Source organism: Allofournierella massiliensis, from assembly GCF_004345265.1.
Taxonomy (GTDB): Bacteria; Bacillota; Clostridia; order Oscillospirales; family Ruminococcaceae; genus Allofournierella; species Allofournierella massiliensis.
On sequence record NZ_SLUM01000021.1, the window covers coordinates 24221 to 41411 of the forward strand.

Here is a 17191-nt window from a genome sequence, read left to right on the forward strand (position 1 = left end):
TGTTGTTCATCAATCAGCCCTGCTTGTAGGGATCGGCGTAGGGATCGGCGTACGGATCAGCATAGGGATCGGAGGTAGCGCCCTCGTCGGTGGTGGAAGCAGCAGTGCTGGTGGAAGTAGCAGTGCTTGCGGGCTCGTCCTTGCCGCCGCAGGCAACCAGAGAGCAAGCCATCATCAGGGCCAGAACCAATGCAATAATCTTTTTCATGTGTAATTTCTCCTTCCTATCTTGCAACATGATCTCCTTGCAGCATGTTGCTTTTCTAACTGGCCCGATTCTACCACAGCCTTCACAGACGTTTCACACAGTCTTCACAAACTGCACATTTTACGCACAAATGGTAAAACGTATTATCCAGTTAGCACAAATGTGCGCGATATATTTTTGTGCATAACCAATAAATGCAGCCGGAGGATTTCCCGGAAACATTTTCGCCCCGCCGCTTCTGCAAAATTTGGGATTCCCCTCCTTTTCCGGGCAAAAAAGCCCCGCCGGGGCGGAATGTGCCTTCCGCCCCGGCGGGGTATTTTGTTGAATATGCTGCAATTTTACTCAGACGCCGGGCTTTGCCCATCCAAGGCTGCGGCCCACGGCCCTGTGCCAGCCCGCCAGCAGCTGATGGCGCTTGTCCTCCGCCATATCGGGGGCAAAGTCCACGTCGCAGCTCCACAGGCGGCTGATCTCGTCGGTGTCCTTCCAGACGCCCACCGCCAGCCCGGCCAGATAGGCCGCGCCCAGGGCGGTGGTCTCGCGGATCATGGGGCGGCGCACCGCCTTGTTCAGAATATCCGCCTGGAACTGCATCAGGAAGCGATCCCGGGAGGCGCCGCCGTCCACCTTAAGTACGCTCAGGGGGATGCCGGTGTCCTTTTCCATGGCGGCGACCAGATCCGCCGACTGATAGGCAATGGACTCCTGCGCCGCCCGGATGATGTGCTCCCGCTTGGTGCCGCGGGTGATGCCCACAATGCAGCCCCGGGCGTACATATCCCAGTGGGGCGCGCCAAGGCCGGTGAAGGCGGGCACCAGATAGACCCCGCCGGTGTCCGGCACCTTCTGGGCGTAGTACTCCGCGTCCCGGCTTTCGGTGAAAAAGCGCATCTCGTCCCGCAGCCACTGGATGACCGCGCCGCCCACGAACACGCTGCCCTCCAAGGCATACTGCACCGGCTGGCCCTTCACGGTGGCCGCGATGGTGGTGAGCAGGCCGTTTTCGCTCTGGTGGCGGGTCTCGCCGGTGTTCATCAAAAGGAAGCAGCCGGTGCCGTAGGTGTTTTTGGCCTGCCCGGCCTCAAAGCAACCCTGCCCGAAGAGGGCGGCCTGCTGGTCGCCCGCGATGCCCGCCACCGGCACCTGCACCGGCCCGATGGTGGTATAGCCGTAAACCTCGCTGGAGGAGCAGACGGTGGGCAGCATGGCCCGGGGAATGTCCAAAAGCTCCAGCAGCTCGTCGTCCCAGTCGAGGGTATCGATGTTATAGAGCATGGTGCGGGAGGCGTTGGTGCGGTCGGTCACATGGGCCTTGCCGCCGGTGAGCTTCCAGACCAGCCAGGTATCCACGGTACCGAACAGGATCTCGCCCCTTGCCGCCTTTTCCCGGCTGCCGGGCACCTGATCCAGAATCCACTTGATCTTGCTGGCGGAGAAATAGGCGTCCGGCACAAGGCCGGTTTTTTTGCGGATCATGTCGCCATAGCCCTTTTCCACCAGTTCATCCACAATGGGGGCGGTGCGGCGGCACTGCCACACGATGGCGTTGTAGATGGGGCGGCCGGTTTCCTTTTCCCACAGGATGGTGGTCTCCCGCTGGTTGGTGATGCCGATGCCCGCGATGGCCGCCGGATCCACCCCGCTTTTGGCCACCACCTCCATCATCACGCTGTACTGGCTGGACCAGATTTCCATGGCGTCGTGCTCCACCCAGCCCTCTTTGGGGTAGATCTGCTCAAATTCCCGCTGGGTCATTTCCAGAATGTTCTGCTCCTCGTCGAACAGAATCGCCCGGCTGCTGGTGGTTCCCTGATCCAGTGCCAGAATGTACCGGCTGCTCATTGCATTTCCTCCTTTGCCGCGCCCTGTGCATCCAGTGCGCGGGTGGTCACAAAGTCCGCCCCGGTGCCGCACACGTTGGCCACCGCCACCTGACCCAGAGCCACCGGCGCGGTCAGTTCCAGACCGTCCAGCGTCTGCATGGCTTCAAAGATCAGCCCCTTGGGAATGGGCTTTGTGGTTTTGACCGGGCAGCGGGGATGGGCCGCACCCCGCACCGCCACCGTGCTGGTGATGGTGCGGGTGGGGTTCGTTAGTTCCATTTTACCATATTCTTCGCCCCGTGGGCAGGTATTTCCGGTCACTTTGTAGCCATCGTTCTCGTCCACGTGCAGACGGCAGCCCTTGGGGCACACAATGCAGATCAGTTCCTTCATGCCTGTTCCTCCTCTACCGCCACTTCCAGCGCGCCCGCCGCCTTTGCCAGCAGGGCCGCGGGCAGGGTGATGTGTTCCATCTCGCCGGGGGCCAGATGCTCCCGTTTGAACCGGGCCAGCGGCGCGCCCTCACTGGTGACCACCACCGCCGAATTGCCGTAGACCCGGCGCACCCGGAAGAAGATCTCCAGCTTTTTGTCCACCGCCGCCGGGCGGTATTTCTGGGGCACGGTGTAGCCCACGCCCTCGCCGTTTTTGATCTCCACCGCCGGGCCTTCGCTTGCCTGCCCCAGCGCATACCGGGCGGCGGCGGCACCGGCCCGCTGGCTTTCGGCGGTGACAAAGTCCACCAGATCGTGCACATGCACCACATTGCCGCAGGCGAACACGCCGGGGGCGCTGGTCTCCATGTTCTCGAACACCACCGGCCCCTTGGTGCGGGGATCAAGGGTGATGCCCGCCCCGCTGGTGAGCTCGTTTTCCGGAATCAGGCCCACGCTCAAAAGAATGGTGTCGCAGTCAAAGACCATCTCGGTGCCGGGGATGGGGCGGCGGTTTTCGTCCACCTTGGCCACCACGGCCCGCTCCACCCGGTCCTTGCCCTGAATGTCGATGATGGTATGGGAGAGATACAGGGGGATGTCGTAGTCCTGCAAACACTGGACGATGTTGCGCATCAGGCCCCCGGAATAGGGCATGACCTCCACGCAGGCCAGCACCTTCGCGCCCTCCAGCGTCATGCGGCGGGCCATGATCAGGCCGATGTCGCCGCTGCCTAAGATCAGCACCCGCTTGCCCACCATGTAGCCTTCCATGTTCACATACCGCTGGGCCGCGCCCGCGGTGAACACGCCCGCCGGGCGGGTGCCGGGGATGCCGATGGCGCCCCTTGTGCGCTCCCGGCAGCCCATGGCCAGCAGAATGCTCTTGCCCTGCAGCAGCCGGTAGCCCAGCGTTTTGCTGATGGCCTGCACGGTGTGCGCCTGGGCGTTCACCTCCAGCACCATGGCCCCCAGCATCACCTCGATGCCGGTGCCCTCCAGCTGCCGGATGAACCGACCGGCGTATTCCGGGCCGGTGAGCTCTTCTTTGAAATGATGCAGGCCGAAGCCGTTGTGGATGCACTGGTTCAGAATGCCGCCCAGCTCCTCGTCCCGCTCCAGGATCAGCACATGCTCCGCGCCGTTTTCCCTTGCGCTCAGGGCGGCTGCAAGGCCCGCCGGGCCGCCGCCCACCACAATCACATCATATTCCTGCCGCTCTGTCATACGGTTTTGTCCCCCTTTGCCTGTTTCGTCCGGCCGGTGAGCAGAATGCTCGCCGCCCCCTCCTGCGGAATCTCCAGCGGGCTTTTGCCCAGCTCCCGGCTCAAAATCTCCATCACCCGGGGCCCGCAGAAGCCGCCCTGACAGCGGCCCATGCCCGCGCCCACCCGGCGCTTCACCCCGTCAATGCTGCGGGGCGGGATGGAGGTGTGGCAGGCGGCGATGATCTCGCCCTCGGTCACCGTCTCGCACCGGCAGATCACCCGGCCATAGGAAGGCTCCCGGGCGATGAGCGCCGCCTTTTCCTCGCCGGGCAGCTCTTTGAAACGAATCCGTTTGCGGGTGGTCACCGAGTTTTCCTTTTCCTTCAGCACAAGGCCCGCCCGCTGGAGCAGGGCCGCGGCCTCCTCGCCCACCGCTGCGGCGGCGGAAAGGCCGGGGCTCTTCATGCCCGCCAGATCGAGGAAACCGGGGGCCGCCCACTGGATGACGAAATCCGGCCGGTCGGTGTTGGCCCGGATGCCCGCAAAGTTGCGGATGCAGGCGGAAAGATCCACGCCGGGCACGCTTTTGCGGGCGCTTTGCGCCACCTGAGCAAGGCCCATGGCGGTGGTGGCGGTGTCGGCTGCATCGGGAATGTCCTGTGCGTTGGGGCCGACGATCAGATTGCCGTGCACCGTGGGGGCCACCAGCACGCCCTTGCCCGCGGCGGTGGGGCACTGGAAGATCACCCGGCCCACGGTATTGCCGGCGGATTTGTCCAGCAGATAATACTCGCCCCGGCAGGGTTTGGTGACAAAATTCTCCGGCGCGGCCATCGCGTGCACTTTGCCCGCGTCCACACCGGCGGCGTTCACCACAAAGCGGGCTTCAAAGTCGCCCTTTGTAGTCTGGATCTTCCAGCCGCCCTCGGTGGGGGTAAGGCCGGTGACCCGGGTTTCCAAGTGCAGGTCAGCCCCGTTTTGCACCGCGTTTTCCGCCATGGCCAGCGCGAACTCCCATGGGCTCACGATGGCGGCGCTGGGCGCGTGCAGGGCGGCGGTGATCTCCGGCGAGAGGTTCGGCTCCAGTGCCCGGGCCTTTTCGCCGCTCAAAATTTCCAGCCCCGGCACCCCGTTGGCGGTGCCGTTTTCGTAGAGCCGCCGCAGCGTTTTCTCCTGCTCGGGGCCGAAGGCCACCACGAAGCTGCCGGTCTGCTTGTAGGGCACATCCAGCGCGGCGCAGATTTCCTTCGCCAGCGCGCTGCCCCGCACGTTCAGCCGGGCCATGCTGGTGCCGGGCTCCGGGTCGTAGCCCGCGTGCAGAATGGCGCTGTTGGCCTTGGTGGTGCCCATGGACACATCGTTTTCCGCTTCCAGAATCAAAACGCTGACCTGCTTTTTCGCCAGCTGGTATGCCACCGCCGCGCCGGTCACGCCGCAGCCGATGATTGCCACATCTACCATATCTGTTTCCTCCTTTTATTCCGCAGCCTGACCCAGCCGGAAGGTGAGCTTCACCGGGTTGTGGTCGCTGTAAGCAAAATTGGTGTCGATGTTTTCCGCCGTGGCGGACACGTTATCCGAAACGATAAACCCGTCCAGCACGGTGGTGTAGTTGACCCCCGGCTCCCAGGGAAGATCCGCGGTGCGGCAGGTGGGGGTCTGGTACTCATTCTCCGCCCGCCGGATGGAAAAGCCCGCGGGCAGATCCGCGTCGGTGAGCTGGGCCACCCAGCCCGGCAGCTGCTGGCCGCTTTCAAAGGCTTCGGCCATGCCCTCGCCCAGCGCGTGGTTGAAGTCGCCGCCCACGATGACGTAGTTGCCCTTTTCGTATTCCGTTTGCATCACGTCACAGAGCATTTCCAGCTGGCGGGCCCGCACGGTGCCGCCCTCGTCGTAGGCGGACATGTGGCTGTTGATGAGCACCAGCTCGCCGCCGCCCTCCACCGGGATGCGCAGCTGGGCAAAGCAGCGATCCAGATCGGTGAATTTCACAAAGAAGCTCTCGTCCACCGGGTAGCTGCGGCGCACTGCCTCGTCGATGCGGTAGCGGCTCAGGGTAAGCAGCCCCGCGTTCACCGCGCCGTGGGGGTCGTGGAAGGGGTAGAGCAGATACCGGGTGTGGAAGTTGCAGGCGAACACCGCCCCGTAGCCGGGCAGGCCGTCTTTCAGCATGGCGCTCTGATCCACCTGATGGCTCCGGTCCGCCTTCACATCCACCTCCTGCAAAAGCAGAAAGTCCGCGTCCTGGGCGGCGATGGTCTCCAGCGCGCCCCGGGTGTTGGCCAGCACCGATTCCCGGTTGCGGGCCTTGCCCCATTTGCCCTGCACCGGGGTGCCGTCCGCCATGGTGCCGGTGTCCATGAAGAAGCTGTAATCCGGCCCGTAGGCGCCAAAGCCGATGTTATAGGTGAGGGCGGTGTATTCCTGCCCGGGGGCCAGCGGCTCCAGCTGGGGGGTGGTGATTTCCAGCGTTTCCCCGTCCGGAATGCGGTAGTAGCCGCTTTGCAGCCAGCCCACATAGCCCGTCAGCGCCGCCGCCAGCACCAGCACAAGGGCCAGCAGCGCCAGCCCGATTCGTTTGAACCATTTTTTCTGCTTTGTCATCATGCACCTCGCTGTTCAATCTGCGGCAAATCCCAATACACTTCATTCCAACAAAAAAAGGCAGCAGAAACACACCGTCATGGCGTCTGTTCTGCTGCTCTTCACTCTTGCACAGGCCGGAGCCTGCCGAAAGCCCCGGGCATTTTTCTGGCGGCGCGTCGGCCGCGTTTATTGGTCATACTATTATTATAGAGGGCGGGGCCGCCGGGGCGCAATGGGCAGACCCGCAAAAATTATCCCCGGGTTTTTGTGGCATGCGCACAAAGCGCCCCCCGGCATTGCCGCCCCCGGTTTTCGGGTGCTATAATAAGGTATCATCAAACCGGAAAAGAGGATGCCCCATGGATGCCCGCCTGCAGGAACTGCTGGAAGAAAACCCCATCATCATCGCCATCAAGGACGAGGAGGGCCTTGCCCGCTGCCTTCAAAACCCCAAGCCGGTGGTGTTCGTTTTATATGGGTCTGTGGTGAGCATCCCGGCCATCGTGCAGCGGCTGAAGCAGGCGGGCAAAACCGTGTTTGTGGACGTGGATCTGCTGGACGGCCTTTCCGCCCGGGAGGCGGCGGTGGAATATCTGGCCGGGGCCACCCGGGCGGACGGGGTGATCAGCACCAAGGCGGCGCTGGTGCGGCGGGCAAAGGCGCTGGGCCTTGCGGGGGTGTACCGCACCTTTCTGCTTGATAACATGGCCCTGCAGAGCCTGCGCAAAAGCGGCGGCAGCCAGTGGGCGGACTTCATCGAGATTCTGCCCGGCCTGATGCCGAAGCTCATCGCCCGTTTGAGCCACGAGCTGGGCGCGCCGCTCATCGCCAGCGGCCTGATTGCGGACAAGCAGGACGTGATCGACGCGCTGGGCGCGGGTGCGGCGGCGGTGTCCAGCACCTGCCCGGCGGTGTGGCAGCTGTAACGCCGTTACAGCTGCCGGTATTCCCGCCGGATGCACACGCCGCCTGCCACTGCCGCCGCCATGCGAAATTCCCGCCTGCTTGCGGCAGGCTGCAATTCGTTTTGCCAGACTCATTCCATCGCCCTCCTTTTTCTGTTTCTATCATAGCAGGGCGATAGGATTTTTTCCAGCACACCGGACGGGAATTCCGCCCGCCGGATGTGTCATTCTGCCCGGATACGCAAAAAGGCCCCGGCCAGCGGGTTTGCTGGCCGGGGCCTTTTGTGCTTTTGCCGTGGGGCTCTGCTCTGCGCTTAGCCCTCGATCTGGATGCTGCGGGATGCGGGAGTAACTTCGCCCTTCTTGGGCAGGGTCAGCTCCAGAATGCCGTTGTTGTAGGCGGCCTTGATGGCGGTGGTGTCGATGCCGCTCACGTCGAAGCTCCGGCTGAAGGAACCGAACTTGCGTTCCCGGCGCACATAGTTGCCCTTGTCGTCCTTCTCGCCGCTCTCGGAGTTGTGGCGGGCGGTGATCATCAGGCTGTCGCCATTCAGGTCGATGGAGATGTCCTCCTTATTGAAGCCGGGCAGCTCCGCTTCCATCAGGTAGGAATCGCCCTTGTCCTGAATGTCGCAGCGGAACTGGCTCATATCGCCAAAACCGGTAAAGAGGCTGCGCTCCATGTTATCCAGATAGTTGAACAGACTGTTTTCTTCACGGCCAAACGGAATCATACCAAACATAAAATGCTCCTTTGCTCCGCGCCATTTATCATAGATTTTTGTTGTAATGCGGTGCGCATGGTACGCGGGGGCTGCGCCGCTTTGTCAATCGGAATTGTCCGGATCGCTTCCAAAGGCTCTTGCCTTCAGGTCCCGTTCCCTTTTGACAACTATATTCTACCGCCGGTTTGTGACATAAAATCGGTGGATTTATGAACATTTTGTTAATTGTTAGCACTCTACCGCTTAGAGTGATAATCCATTTTCTCCGCTCTTTCTGCCATAGATTTTTGTCGCAATCATCCCCTATCCTACCCTGCCGCCGGTCCCCGACTGCTTGACAAGTATATCGGCACCTGATATAGTTGTATCGGAAGGCGATATAACGCTTGCCGAGCAAACAAAAAAGGAGGGCCGCAGATGAACGAACACATCGCACTGACCGAAGCCTTTTATTATATTCTGCTTTCGCTGTACGAGCCGCTGCACGGCTACGGCATCATGCAGAAGGCCGAGGAATTTTCCGACGGGCGGGTGCGGCTGGCGGCGGGCACTTTGTACGGCGCGCTGAACACCCTGCAGGACAAGGGCTGGATTGAGGCGCTGCCCTGCGCCCCGGGCAGCCGGAAGAAGGAATACCGCATCACGGCCGCAGGCCGCGCCGCCGTGGAAAACGAGCTGGCCCGGCTGAAGGAGCTGGTGAAAAACGGCGAACAGGTCACAGGAGGGAATCCGGTATGAAAAAGATCATCCACCGCACATTTTTTGTCTGGAATTTTGAAAAGGAAATCGACTGGCTGAACGACATGAGCCGCCAGGGCTGGCAACTGTGCCGGGCCGGGTTCTTCGTGTATGAATTCGAGCAGGGCGAGCCGGGCGAATACCAGTACCAGTTGCAGCTGCTGCGAAAAGCCGACCCGGACTATCTGGCCTTTCTGGAGGAAACCGGCATTCAGGTGGTGGGTCGCTGCCTGAACTGGATCTATTTAAAAAAGAAATCGGACGGCCAGCCCTTCGAAATTTTCTCGGATCTGGAGGGCGTGCTGCGACATCTGGACGGGGTCATGGCTCTCTGCGGCGTAGTGATGGCGGTTAACGTGCTGCCCGGCTTTGCCAATCTGGCCAACAGCCATCTGCAACAGCTCAGCTGGCTGAATCTGGCGCTGGCCGCCGTAGGCGCCTTTGGCTTCTTCAAGCTGTATTTCCGCCGCCGGGCGCTGGCCGCCCGGAAGGATCTGCACCGCTGACCGTTGCCCTGCCCCGCCCGCCGGGGCTATAATATAATAAGAAAAAACAAAAAGGCAGGTGTGTGTTCATGACCGACGACGAGCTGCTGGACTGGGCCGAAGAAGCCTATCAGTTCGCCATGGTCAAGTGATGTTACAAAACCGGGCGAAACCGTCGGCTTTGGTTGGTGGCCTTTTGGCCCTTTAGGCGGTATACTGAGAGAGCCAAAACAGAAAACAGGAGGTTTTTTCCCATGAGCTTTGCAAGCGGTTTGTATCACGCCCGCAAAAAGAGCGGCCTTTCCCAGGAGAATGTGGCCGAGAAGCTGGGCGTTTCCCGCCAGACCATCTCCAAATGGGAGACCGGAGAAACATTGCCGGACATCCGCCAGTCGAAACGGCTGGCCGTTTTGTACCACATCACGCTGGACGAGCTGGTGGAGTACGATTTCGACGAACAGCAGGCCCGGGAGATGATCGACAGCGTGAGCGAGGAAGCCCAGGCGAAGATCGACTGGAACAGGGTGTGGAGCAAAAAGTACCCGGTGCTGGCCACCTACCACAAAACGGTGCGCATCGACGACTACGCCCCCCAGCTGCGGGAGATGCTCACCCAGCTGCAGGTGGAATACGGCTACAACACCACCGACGCACTTCTGGTCTTGAAGGACATTCTGGCCCGGGTCTGGAAGGGCCAGATGTGACCCGCATCCCCCAAAAAGAAAGGACACCCCATGGACTACACCCGCGAAGAGCTGGCCGAGGCAAAGCGCCAGATCGACTCCACCCTGCACAAGCTGCGCCAGACCGTGAAAACCCTTGAGGAAAAGGAAAATCCGGCGCGGTACAAATCCCAGCTGACGCTGGCAAAAAGGCGCATCGAGGCCTTCACCCTTGCAAACGAGCTGATCCGGCGGGAGCTGGAAGCCCTGCCCACGGAATAAGCCCCAAAACCGGCCCCTGCCTTTGTGCAGCGGGGCCGGGCGGCCTTTTTCTGCCCGAAAACAGGCGGTGCACATCGGTTTTGCCCATCCGCAACCGCCGGTTGACAAATTGCCCAGCGGGCTGGGTGGCGGGTAACCGGCACTTCTGCTACAATGAGAGCAGCAAAACAGAACCCGCAAAGAAGGAGTTGGGAATATGATCTTAGCAGAAAAAATCATGAAGCTGCGCAAGGCGCAGGGCTGGTCGCAGGAGGAGCTGGCGGCGCGGCTGGGGGTGTCCCGGCAGTCGGTGTCCAAGTGGGAATCCATGGCCTCCATGCCGGATCTGGATAAGATTTTAAAAATGAGCGAGCTGTTCGGGGTGAGCACCGATTACCTGTTGAAGGACAACGCCGCCGAAGAGGAGGGCTGCGCCGCCCCCCTGCTGCCGGAGGAAGGCCCCGCGCCCCGGCCCATCTCGCTGGAGGAGGCCAACTTTTATCTGGAGCTGAGCGAGCGCTGCCACAAATTCATCGCGCTGGCGGTGGCGCTGTTCATCCTGTCGCCGGTGCCGCTGATCGCCATCACCGGCATGGCGGAATACGGCCGAATCGCCCTCAGCGAGGACGTGGCCGCCGCCGTCGGCCTGTTGCTTTTGTTCGTGATCGTGGCGGCGGGGGTGGCCATTCTGCTGCCCAGCGGCATCAAGCTGGAGCGGTATGAATTTCTGGAAAAGGAGCCCATCGCCCCGGAATACGGGGTGGCGGGCATTGTGGAAACCAAACGGGAGGCCTTTGCCCCCATCTACCACAAGGGTCTGGTGGTGGGCATCGTGCTGTGCATCCTGAGCGTGGTGCCGCTGTTTTTCTGCATGGCGCTGGAAGCCGAGCTGTCCTGCGTGTTCGCGGTCTGCCTGCTGCTGGCCCTCATCGCGGTGGGCGTGTATATCATCGTCCGGGTGGCCTGCCCCTGGGAGAGCTACGAAAAGCTGCTGGAGGAGGGCGACTACACCCGGGAGCACAAGGCGGAAAACCGGCGCAACGACCCCTTCACCGGCTTCTACTGGTGCCTGATCACCGCCATTTATCTGGGCTCCAGCTTTTACACCGGCCACTGGGCCCGCACCTGGATCATCTGGCCGGTGGCGGCGGTGCTGTTCGCCGCGCTGCTGGCGCTGCGCCGGATGCTGCGCCCCGAACGCTGAGCCCCTTTTTCGTTTTTTCCTTTGCCCCGGCAGCCGAAGCCCTCGGCCGCCGGGGCTTTTTTGTAACCGCCGGTTACAAAAACCTGCCCGGCGCGTAACGACCCGTCGCTTGTGGCGGCGGGCGGGATGGTCTACAATAAAGGCAGGAAGAAGCGCGGCGCACATCCACATTTGACCCGAACAAGGAGCACACCATGGAACTGAACCGGATGAAGATCGGCGCGGCCATTGCGGCCCGCCGCAAGGAAAAGGGCCTGACCCAGGAGCAGCTGGCGGCCCGGCTGGGGGTGAGCGCCCCGGCGGTGAGCAAGTGGGAGACCGACACCTCCTACCCGGACATCACCCTGCTCTGCCCGCTGGCCCGGGCGCTGGGCACCAGCGTGGACGCGCTGCTGCAATTTGAGGAGACCTTAAGCGACGAAGAGGTGGTGCGGCGGGTAAACGACCTGCTCACCGCCGCCATGAATCAAATGCCGGACGGCTGGCAGGCCGCCGAGCAGCAACTGGAGGAGCTGCTGCACCAGTACCCCGGCTGCACCGCCCTGCAATACAACGCGGTGGCCAGCTACGACGCGCTGGCCATGTTCTTCCCCGCGGCGGGCGAGGAAGCCCGCACCCGCTGGCGGGCCCGCAAGCGCCAGCTGCTGGAGGAGGTGCGCGAAAGCGGCAACGCCGCCTACTGGCAGACCGCCACCATCGGGCTGGCCATGCTGGAAATCACGGACGGCGACGCGGAAACCGGCGCGGCGCTGCTGCGCCAGCTGCCCGAGCGGGGGGGCGACCCCACCGGCACATGGGCCCGGTATTACCTGAAAACCGGCCAGCCCGGCAAAGCACTGGAGACCACCCAGAAGCAGCTGTACAAGCTGATCAGTCAGGCCCAGAGCCTGCTGGCCACCATGATGGACCCGAAGCTGCTGCCCGAACCGGAGCGGCGGCGGGCGGTGTGCGAAGCCTGGGGGGCGCTGGCCCGGGCCTTCGATTTTCCGGACATGAGCGCAGGCCTTGCCATGGAGCTGTGGTTGCAGGAAGGAAGGCCGGACGAAGCCGCCGCCTGCTTTGCAAGCTATGTGGAGGTGCTCACCGGCCCGCCCGCCTTCCCCCGGGCGGACATCTTCGCCCCGGGCGTGACCGCGAAGCACCCGGAAGGCGCCGAAGCCAGCAGCCGGGAGCTGCGCCGCCTGCTGCTGAGTGAAATCCGGCAGGACGAAAAATACCGCCCCCTGCTGAGCCACCCGGTGTTTGCCGCCGCCCTCGCCCGGCTGGAGGAGAGCATTTGATACAAAAAACCGCCCCCATTGGCCGTTTCCAATGGGGGCGGTTTTCTGCTTATTTCAGTTCCTGTTCCAGACCCCGGAACAGCGGGGAATGGAAAAACTCTTCGATGGTGATGCCCAGCCCGTCGCACAGCTTCTGGATGGTGGACACGGTGGCGCTGCGGTTGCGGCCGCTGATGATGTTGTTCACCGTGGACTGGGTCACGCCGCTCATGCTGCACAGCTTATTGATGGAGAGGTCCCGCTCCCGGCACAATTCCAGAATGCGTTCTCTCACCGCTTCACCAATGTTCACGGGCATCACCTCACGTTTTTCGGGCCGCGCTCAGGCCAGCTTGGCTTCCAGATTGGCGCGGATGGCGCGGATGAATTCCAGACTGTCCACGGGCTTTGTCTCCACGCCCTCAGCCAGGCCGCACAGGTCCCTGGTCATCACGCCGCTGGCCAGGGTGTCCAGGCAAGCCTGCTCCAGCGTTTTGGCGAACTTCACCAGCGCGTCGTTGCCGTCCAGCTCGCCGCGCTTTGCCAGCGCGCCGGTCCAGGCGAAGATGGTGGCCATGGGGTTGGTGGAGGTGCTCTCGCCCTTCAGGTAGCGGTAGTAGTGGCGGGTCACGGTGCCGTGGGCGGCCTCGTACTCGTAGTTGCCGTCCGGGCTGACCAGCACGCTGGTCATCATGGCAAGGCTGCCGAAGGCGGTGGAGACCATGTCGCTCATCACGTCGCCGTCGTAGTTCTTGCAGGCCCAGATGAAGCCGCCCTCGCTGCGCACCACGCGGGCCACCGCGTCGTCGATCAGAGTGTAGAAGTATTCGATGCCCGCGGCCTCGAACTGCTCTTTGTACTCCTTCTCGTAGATCTCGGCAAAGATGTCCTTGAAGGTGTGGTCGTATTTCTTGCTGATGGTATCCTTGGTGGAGAACCACAGATCCTGCTTTGTGGACAAAGCATAGTTAAAGCAGCTGCGGGCAAAGCTCTCGATGGAGGTATCCTTGTTGTAGGTGCCCTGCAGCACACCGGCGCACTCAAAGTCATAGATGGTCTGGCGCATCTCGGTGCCGTCCGCGCCGGTGAACACCAGCTCGGCCTTGCCGGGGCCGGGAACGCGGAACTCGGTGCCCTTGTACACGTCGCCGTAGGCATGGCGGGCAATGGTGATGGGCTTTTTCCAGGTCTTGACCACCGGCTTGATGCAGTCCAGTAGGATGGGCGCACGGAACACGGTGCCGTCCAGCACGGCGCGGATGGTGCCGTTGGGGCTCTTCCACATCTCGTGCAGGTCATACTCGGTCATGCGCTGGGCATTGGGGGTGATGGTGGCGCACTTGACCGACACGCCGTACTTCTTGTTGGCCAGCGCCGCGTCCATGGTCACCTGGTCGCCGGTGGCGTCCCGGTTGGGCAGGCCCAGGTCGTAATATTCGGTGTTCAGCTCCACAAAGGGGCACAGCAGCTCCTCCTTGATCCACTGCCACAGCACGCGGGTCATCTCGTCGCCGTCCATCTCCACCAGCGGGGTGGTCATCTTGATCTTTTCCATCGGCTTGTCCTCTCTTTCTGTCTAATCGGGGCGAACAGGCCGCGTTACGCGCCCAGCTCCCGCAATACCTTGTCCATGATCTCCACGCCCTGTCTGATCTGCTCTTTTGTGGGGGTGGAGAAGTTCAGCCGCACGCTGCGGCAGTCCGCGTCGGCGGTGTAGAAGGCGCTGCCCGGCACCACCGCCAGCTTGTGCTCCAGGCACTTTTTCACGAAGGCGTCGGTGTCCACCGTTTCGGGCAGGGTGGCCCAGATGAACATGCCGCCCTCCGGCCTGATGTAGCTCAGCCGGCCGGCCAGCTTTTCATCCATCTCGGCCATCATGTAGTTGGCCTTTTCCCGGTAGATTTCCTGCAAACGGGCCAGATGGGCATCCATGTCGGTCTGGGTGAGAATCCGCTCGCAGACCCGCTGGGCCCACACGTTGGTGTGCACGTCGCTGCCCTGCTTTGCCACCACCATCTTGCCGATGAACTCCGGCTGCCCGGCGCAGAAGGCCAGCCGCATGCCCGGGCACAGCACCTTGCTGAAGGACCCGGCATACACCACCGCGCCGGTGGTGTCGAAGTGCTTGATGGGCGGAACCGCTTCGCCGGAGATGCGCAGCGCGCCGTAGGGGTCATCCTCCAGCACCGGCACGCCGTAGCGCACCGCCAGCTCATAGATGGCCTTGCGCTTTGCAAGGCTGGTGGTGTAGCCGGTGGGGTTCTGGAAGTTGGGGATGCAGTAGAAGAATTTGGGCTTTTCGTCCCGGAACACGGTTTCCAGCGCGTTCAGATCCACGCCGTCCGCCTCCAGCGGCACACCGGCAAGGCGGGCGCCGAAGCTGCGCATGGAATTGTAGGCCCCCAGAAAGGCGGGCTCCTCCACCGCGATCACGTCGCCCTCGTTGCACAAAAGCTTTGTCATGAACTCGATGATCTGCTGGCTGCCGCTGGTGATGATCACCTCATCCGCATCGCGCACCACCGGCCACTGCCGGTTGGCGTAGTCCCGGGCGGCTTTGCGCAGGGGGCCGTAGCCCTCGGTGACGGAATATTGCAGCATGCCCACCGGGTCGGTGGCCAGCAGCTCGTCGCTGAATTTGCGGATGGCCTCGGCGGGGAAGCTGTCCGCCGCCGGGTTGCCGCCCGCAAAGCTGATCAGCTGCGGGTCGCTCATCTGCTTGAGCAGCTCGCGGATGATGCTGGGCTTCATCTGTTTGACCTTGTTTGAATAACGGAATTCCATGCCAAATCGCTTCTTTCCTTTTAAAAATATCCCATTAATGGGGGATGGAGGCATAGCCGCTCTCCACCGTGATGACGCAGAAATAATCCGGGCGGCTGCTGCGCACCGCCTGCTTGATGGCCTGCTTCAGGTCGGCCTCGTCCATCTCGAAGCCCGCGGGGGTCACGCAGTCGAAGATCAGGTTGGTGTGGGTGGGGCCCGCCACCATGCGCAGATCGTGGATGGAAAGCGCCGGGTCGATCTCCTTCACCAGCTCGCCCAGCCAGTGGCGGGCGTCGTTCACCTTTCCGTTGCTGGTGATAATGGGGTCGAAGTGGATGACCACATGCAGGTGGTCATTGTCCCAGAAATCCCGCTCGATGTTGTCGATCACATCGTGGCTTTCCATCACATCGGCTTCGGCGGCCATCTCCACATGCACGCTGGCGAACTGGCGGCCGGGGCCGTAGTCGTGCACCATCAGGTCGTGGGTGCCCAGAACGCCCGGGTAGCTCATCACCTTGTCGTGGATGTAGTGCACCAGCGCCTCGTCCGGGGCCTGGCCCAGCAGGGGATCCAGCGTCTCCCTGATCAGGCCCGCGCCGCTGTACAGAATGAACGCCGCCACCGCAAGGCCCATCCAGCCGTCCAGCTCCAGCGGGGTGAACCGGCTGATCAGGGTGGCCAGCAGTACCGCGCCGGTGCTCAGCACGTCGTTGCGGCTGTCTGCCGCGGTGGCCTGCAGAGTGGAGGAATCGATCAGCTTGCCGATGTGGGTGTTGAACAGCGCCATCCACAGCTTTACCAGAATGGACGCCGCCAGCACCGCAACCGACAGCCAGCTGAACACCACCGGGGTGGGATGCAGGATTTTGTCCAGACTGTTCTTGGCCAGCTCCACGCCGATGACCAGCACCATCACCGCCACCGCCAGACCGGCCAGATACTCGAACCGGGCGTGGCCGTAGGGGTGATCCTCGTCGGCGGGCTTTTCCGCCAGCTTGAAGCCGATCAGGCTCACGATGTTGGAGGATGCGTCGGACAGGTTGTTGATGGCGTCCGCCGCGATGGCGATGCTGCCGAACACGGTGCCGGCGATGAACTTGCCGGCGAACAGCAGCAGGTTGCAGAAGATGCCCACCACACCGGCCATGCGGCCGTAGGCGCCGCGCACAGCGGGGTCGCGGGTGTTCTCATGGTTTTTTACAAAAAGCCGGATCAGGGCTTTGGTCACGTTGAATCCTTCCTCTCTTGTGGCAAACCGAACCGGATTTTTTCGATTCACCGCTTTATTATAGCATAGCAAAAGCCCGTTGACCAGTGGTTGTACGGGCTTTTTGCTTTTGCCGGCGTTTGTTTTGCGGTTGGCGCACCGGCCGTTTTCAGTTCTTCACTTTTTTCAGGTCGGACACCGGGCGCCGCACGCCCTTGTCGTCGATGTAGTCGGCATTGTCCAGCTGGCTGCGCAGGCTCTGCTTCATCTCGTCGATGTACTCCCGGCGCAGGGCAGCCTGTTCGGCCTTTTCGGCCTCGGTGAGGCCCGCTTCGGTGCGGGATTTTTTGGCCAGCTCGTTGATGCGGGCAATCTTTTCCTTGGTCATATTCCATGCGCTCACTTTCTGTGTTTTTCTTCCAGACATATAAGGGTATTGTAACAGATTTTACCGCAAAACGCAAAGTCAGCCCGGCATTTCTGCCGGGCTGGCTTTGCAACAGCGATTATAAGGAAGCTTTCCTTTACAGAGGAAAACGGAGATGGTTGTCTGGTCCCGGCTCGGCACTGCAATGCCTCGCATCGCCGGGCTCCAGTGTAAGTGCGCAGCGGGCAGCAATTCGGCCCTGGCCGCCCTGCCGCAGCAGTAATACCGGGTTTTGAAAGACGATTGTCTTTCCTTCGGTCTACGCTTCTTATCTTACAGGCAAATTG

The 17191-nt window shown here is 62.1% G+C and carries 19 protein-coding genes; 7 read left to right on the forward strand and 12 right to left on the reverse strand.

Going from position 1 to position 17191, the window contains the following annotated elements:
* Nucleotides 1-13: 13 nt before the first annotated feature.
* From EDD77_RS12215 to EDD77_RS12240, 6 genes are all read right to left on the reverse strand, one after another.
* Nucleotides 14-208, reverse strand: a complete 195-nt coding sequence (locus EDD77_RS12215; protein ID WP_058962679.1) for a hypothetical protein — start codon at nt 206-208, stop codon at nt 14-16.
* 345 nt (nt 209-553) lie between these two features.
* The gene (gene glpK, locus EDD77_RS12220) at nt 554-2053 is read right to left on the reverse strand and encodes a glycerol kinase GlpK (RefSeq protein ID WP_058962680.1); all 1500 of its coding nucleotides are present in this window, start codon (nt 2051-2053) and stop codon (nt 554-556) included.
* The gene (locus EDD77_RS12225) at nt 2050-2427 is read right to left on the reverse strand and encodes a DUF1667 domain-containing protein (RefSeq protein WP_058962681.1); all 378 of its coding nucleotides are present in this window, start codon (nt 2425-2427) and stop codon (nt 2050-2052) included. Before EDD77_RS12225 ends, glpK begins: the two co-directional genes overlap by 4 nt.
* Nucleotides 2424-3695: an NAD(P)/FAD-dependent oxidoreductase gene (locus EDD77_RS12230; RefSeq protein ID WP_058962682.1), complete on the reverse strand. Its 1272-nt coding sequence runs from the start codon at nt 3693-3695 to the stop codon at nt 2424-2426. Before EDD77_RS12230 ends, EDD77_RS12225 begins: the two co-directional genes overlap by 4 nt.
* On the reverse strand, nt 3692-5137 hold the full coding sequence (locus EDD77_RS12235; RefSeq protein WP_058962683.1) for an NAD(P)/FAD-dependent oxidoreductase: 1446 nt from the start codon (nt 5135-5137) through the stop codon (nt 3692-3694). The genes EDD77_RS12230 and EDD77_RS12235 overlap by 4 nt, the downstream gene beginning before the upstream one ends.
* Before the next feature lie 15 nt (nt 5138-5152).
* Complete coding sequence (locus tag EDD77_RS12240) at nt 5153-6280, reverse strand: endonuclease/exonuclease/phosphatase family protein (RefSeq protein WP_058962874.1); 1128 nt, start codon at nt 6278-6280, stop codon at nt 5153-5155.
* Nucleotides 6281-6621: 341 nt separating this feature from the next.
* On the opposite strand from EDD77_RS12240, the gene EDD77_RS12245 reads away from it, so the two are divergent.
* Nucleotides 6622-7188 (forward strand): glycerol-3-phosphate responsive antiterminator, encoded by a 567-nt coding sequence (locus tag EDD77_RS12245; RefSeq protein WP_058962684.1) that lies wholly within the window; start codon nt 6622-6624, stop codon nt 7186-7188.
* Nucleotides 7189-7481: 293 nt separating this feature from the next.
* On the opposite strand, the gene EDD77_RS12250 is transcribed toward EDD77_RS12245, so the two are convergent.
* Complete coding sequence (locus tag EDD77_RS12250) at nt 7482-7910, reverse strand: Hsp20/alpha crystallin family protein (protein ID WP_058962685.1); 429 nt, start codon at nt 7908-7910, stop codon at nt 7482-7484.
* Between the two features lie 399 nt (nt 7911-8309).
* Here EDD77_RS12250 and EDD77_RS12255 point away from each other — a divergent pair, with 399 nt between their 5' ends.
* The 6 genes from EDD77_RS12255 (at nt 8310) to EDD77_RS12280 (ending at nt 12522) form a co-directional block, all read left to right on the forward strand.
* Entirely contained in the window at nt 8310-8630 is a 321-nt protein-coding gene (locus tag EDD77_RS12255; protein ID WP_058962686.1) for a PadR family transcriptional regulator, read from the forward strand.
* Nucleotides 8627-9136 carry a DUF2812 domain-containing protein gene (locus tag EDD77_RS12260; RefSeq protein ID WP_058962687.1) on the forward strand — a complete coding sequence of 170 codons (510 nt, stop codon included), beginning with the start codon at nt 8627-8629 and terminating at the stop codon, nt 9134-9136. The genes EDD77_RS12255 and EDD77_RS12260 overlap by 4 nt, the downstream gene beginning before the upstream one ends.
* 233 nt (nt 9137-9369) lie before the next feature.
* A complete protein-coding gene (locus EDD77_RS12265; RefSeq protein ID WP_058962688.1) occupies nt 9370-9819 on the forward strand; it encodes a helix-turn-helix transcriptional regulator in 450 nt (149 codons plus the stop codon).
* 30 nt (nt 9820-9849) lie between these two features.
* Nucleotides 9850-10059 (forward strand): hypothetical protein, encoded by a 210-nt coding sequence (locus EDD77_RS12270; protein ID WP_058962689.1) that lies wholly within the window; start codon nt 9850-9852, stop codon nt 10057-10059.
* A gap of 196 nt (nt 10060-10255) precedes the next feature.
* The gene (locus tag EDD77_RS12275; RefSeq protein ID WP_058962690.1) at nt 10256-11242 is read left to right on the forward strand and encodes a helix-turn-helix domain-containing protein; all 987 of its coding nucleotides are present in this window, start codon (nt 10256-10258) and stop codon (nt 11240-11242) included.
* A gap of 194 nt (nt 11243-11436) precedes the next feature.
* Nucleotides 11437-12522 (forward strand): helix-turn-helix domain-containing protein, encoded by a 1086-nt coding sequence (locus EDD77_RS12280; protein WP_077138442.1) that lies wholly within the window; start codon nt 11437-11439, stop codon nt 12520-12522.
* Nucleotides 12523-12571: 49 nt separating this feature from the next.
* Here the strand turns inward: EDD77_RS12280 and EDD77_RS12285 are convergent, their stop codons facing one another.
* The 5 genes from EDD77_RS12285 to EDD77_RS12305 form a co-directional block, all read right to left on the reverse strand.
* Nucleotides 12572-12814 carry a helix-turn-helix domain-containing protein gene (locus tag EDD77_RS12285; protein WP_058962876.1) on the reverse strand — a complete coding sequence of 81 codons (243 nt, stop codon included), beginning with the start codon at nt 12812-12814 and terminating at the stop codon, nt 12572-12574.
* Nucleotides 12815-12844: 30 nt separating this feature from the next.
* A complete protein-coding gene (locus tag EDD77_RS12290; RefSeq protein WP_058962691.1) occupies nt 12845-14056 on the reverse strand; it encodes an NADP-dependent isocitrate dehydrogenase in 1212 nt (403 codons plus the stop codon).
* Nucleotides 14057-14100: 44 nt separating this feature from the next.
* Nucleotides 14101-15285 (reverse strand): aminotransferase-like domain-containing protein, encoded by a 1185-nt coding sequence (locus EDD77_RS12295; protein ID WP_058962692.1) that lies wholly within the window; start codon nt 15283-15285, stop codon nt 14101-14103.
* Nucleotides 15286-15319: 34 nt separating this feature from the next.
* On the reverse strand, nt 15320-16498 hold the full coding sequence (locus EDD77_RS12300) for a cation diffusion facilitator family transporter (protein WP_058962693.1): 1179 nt from the start codon (nt 16496-16498) through the stop codon (nt 15320-15322).
* A 148-nt stretch (nt 16499-16646) separates the two neighbouring features.
* Nucleotides 16647-16865 carry a DUF896 domain-containing protein gene (locus tag EDD77_RS12305; RefSeq protein WP_058962694.1) on the reverse strand — a complete coding sequence of 73 codons (219 nt, stop codon included), beginning with the start codon at nt 16863-16865 and terminating at the stop codon, nt 16647-16649.
* Nucleotides 16866-17191 lie beyond the last annotated feature (326 nt).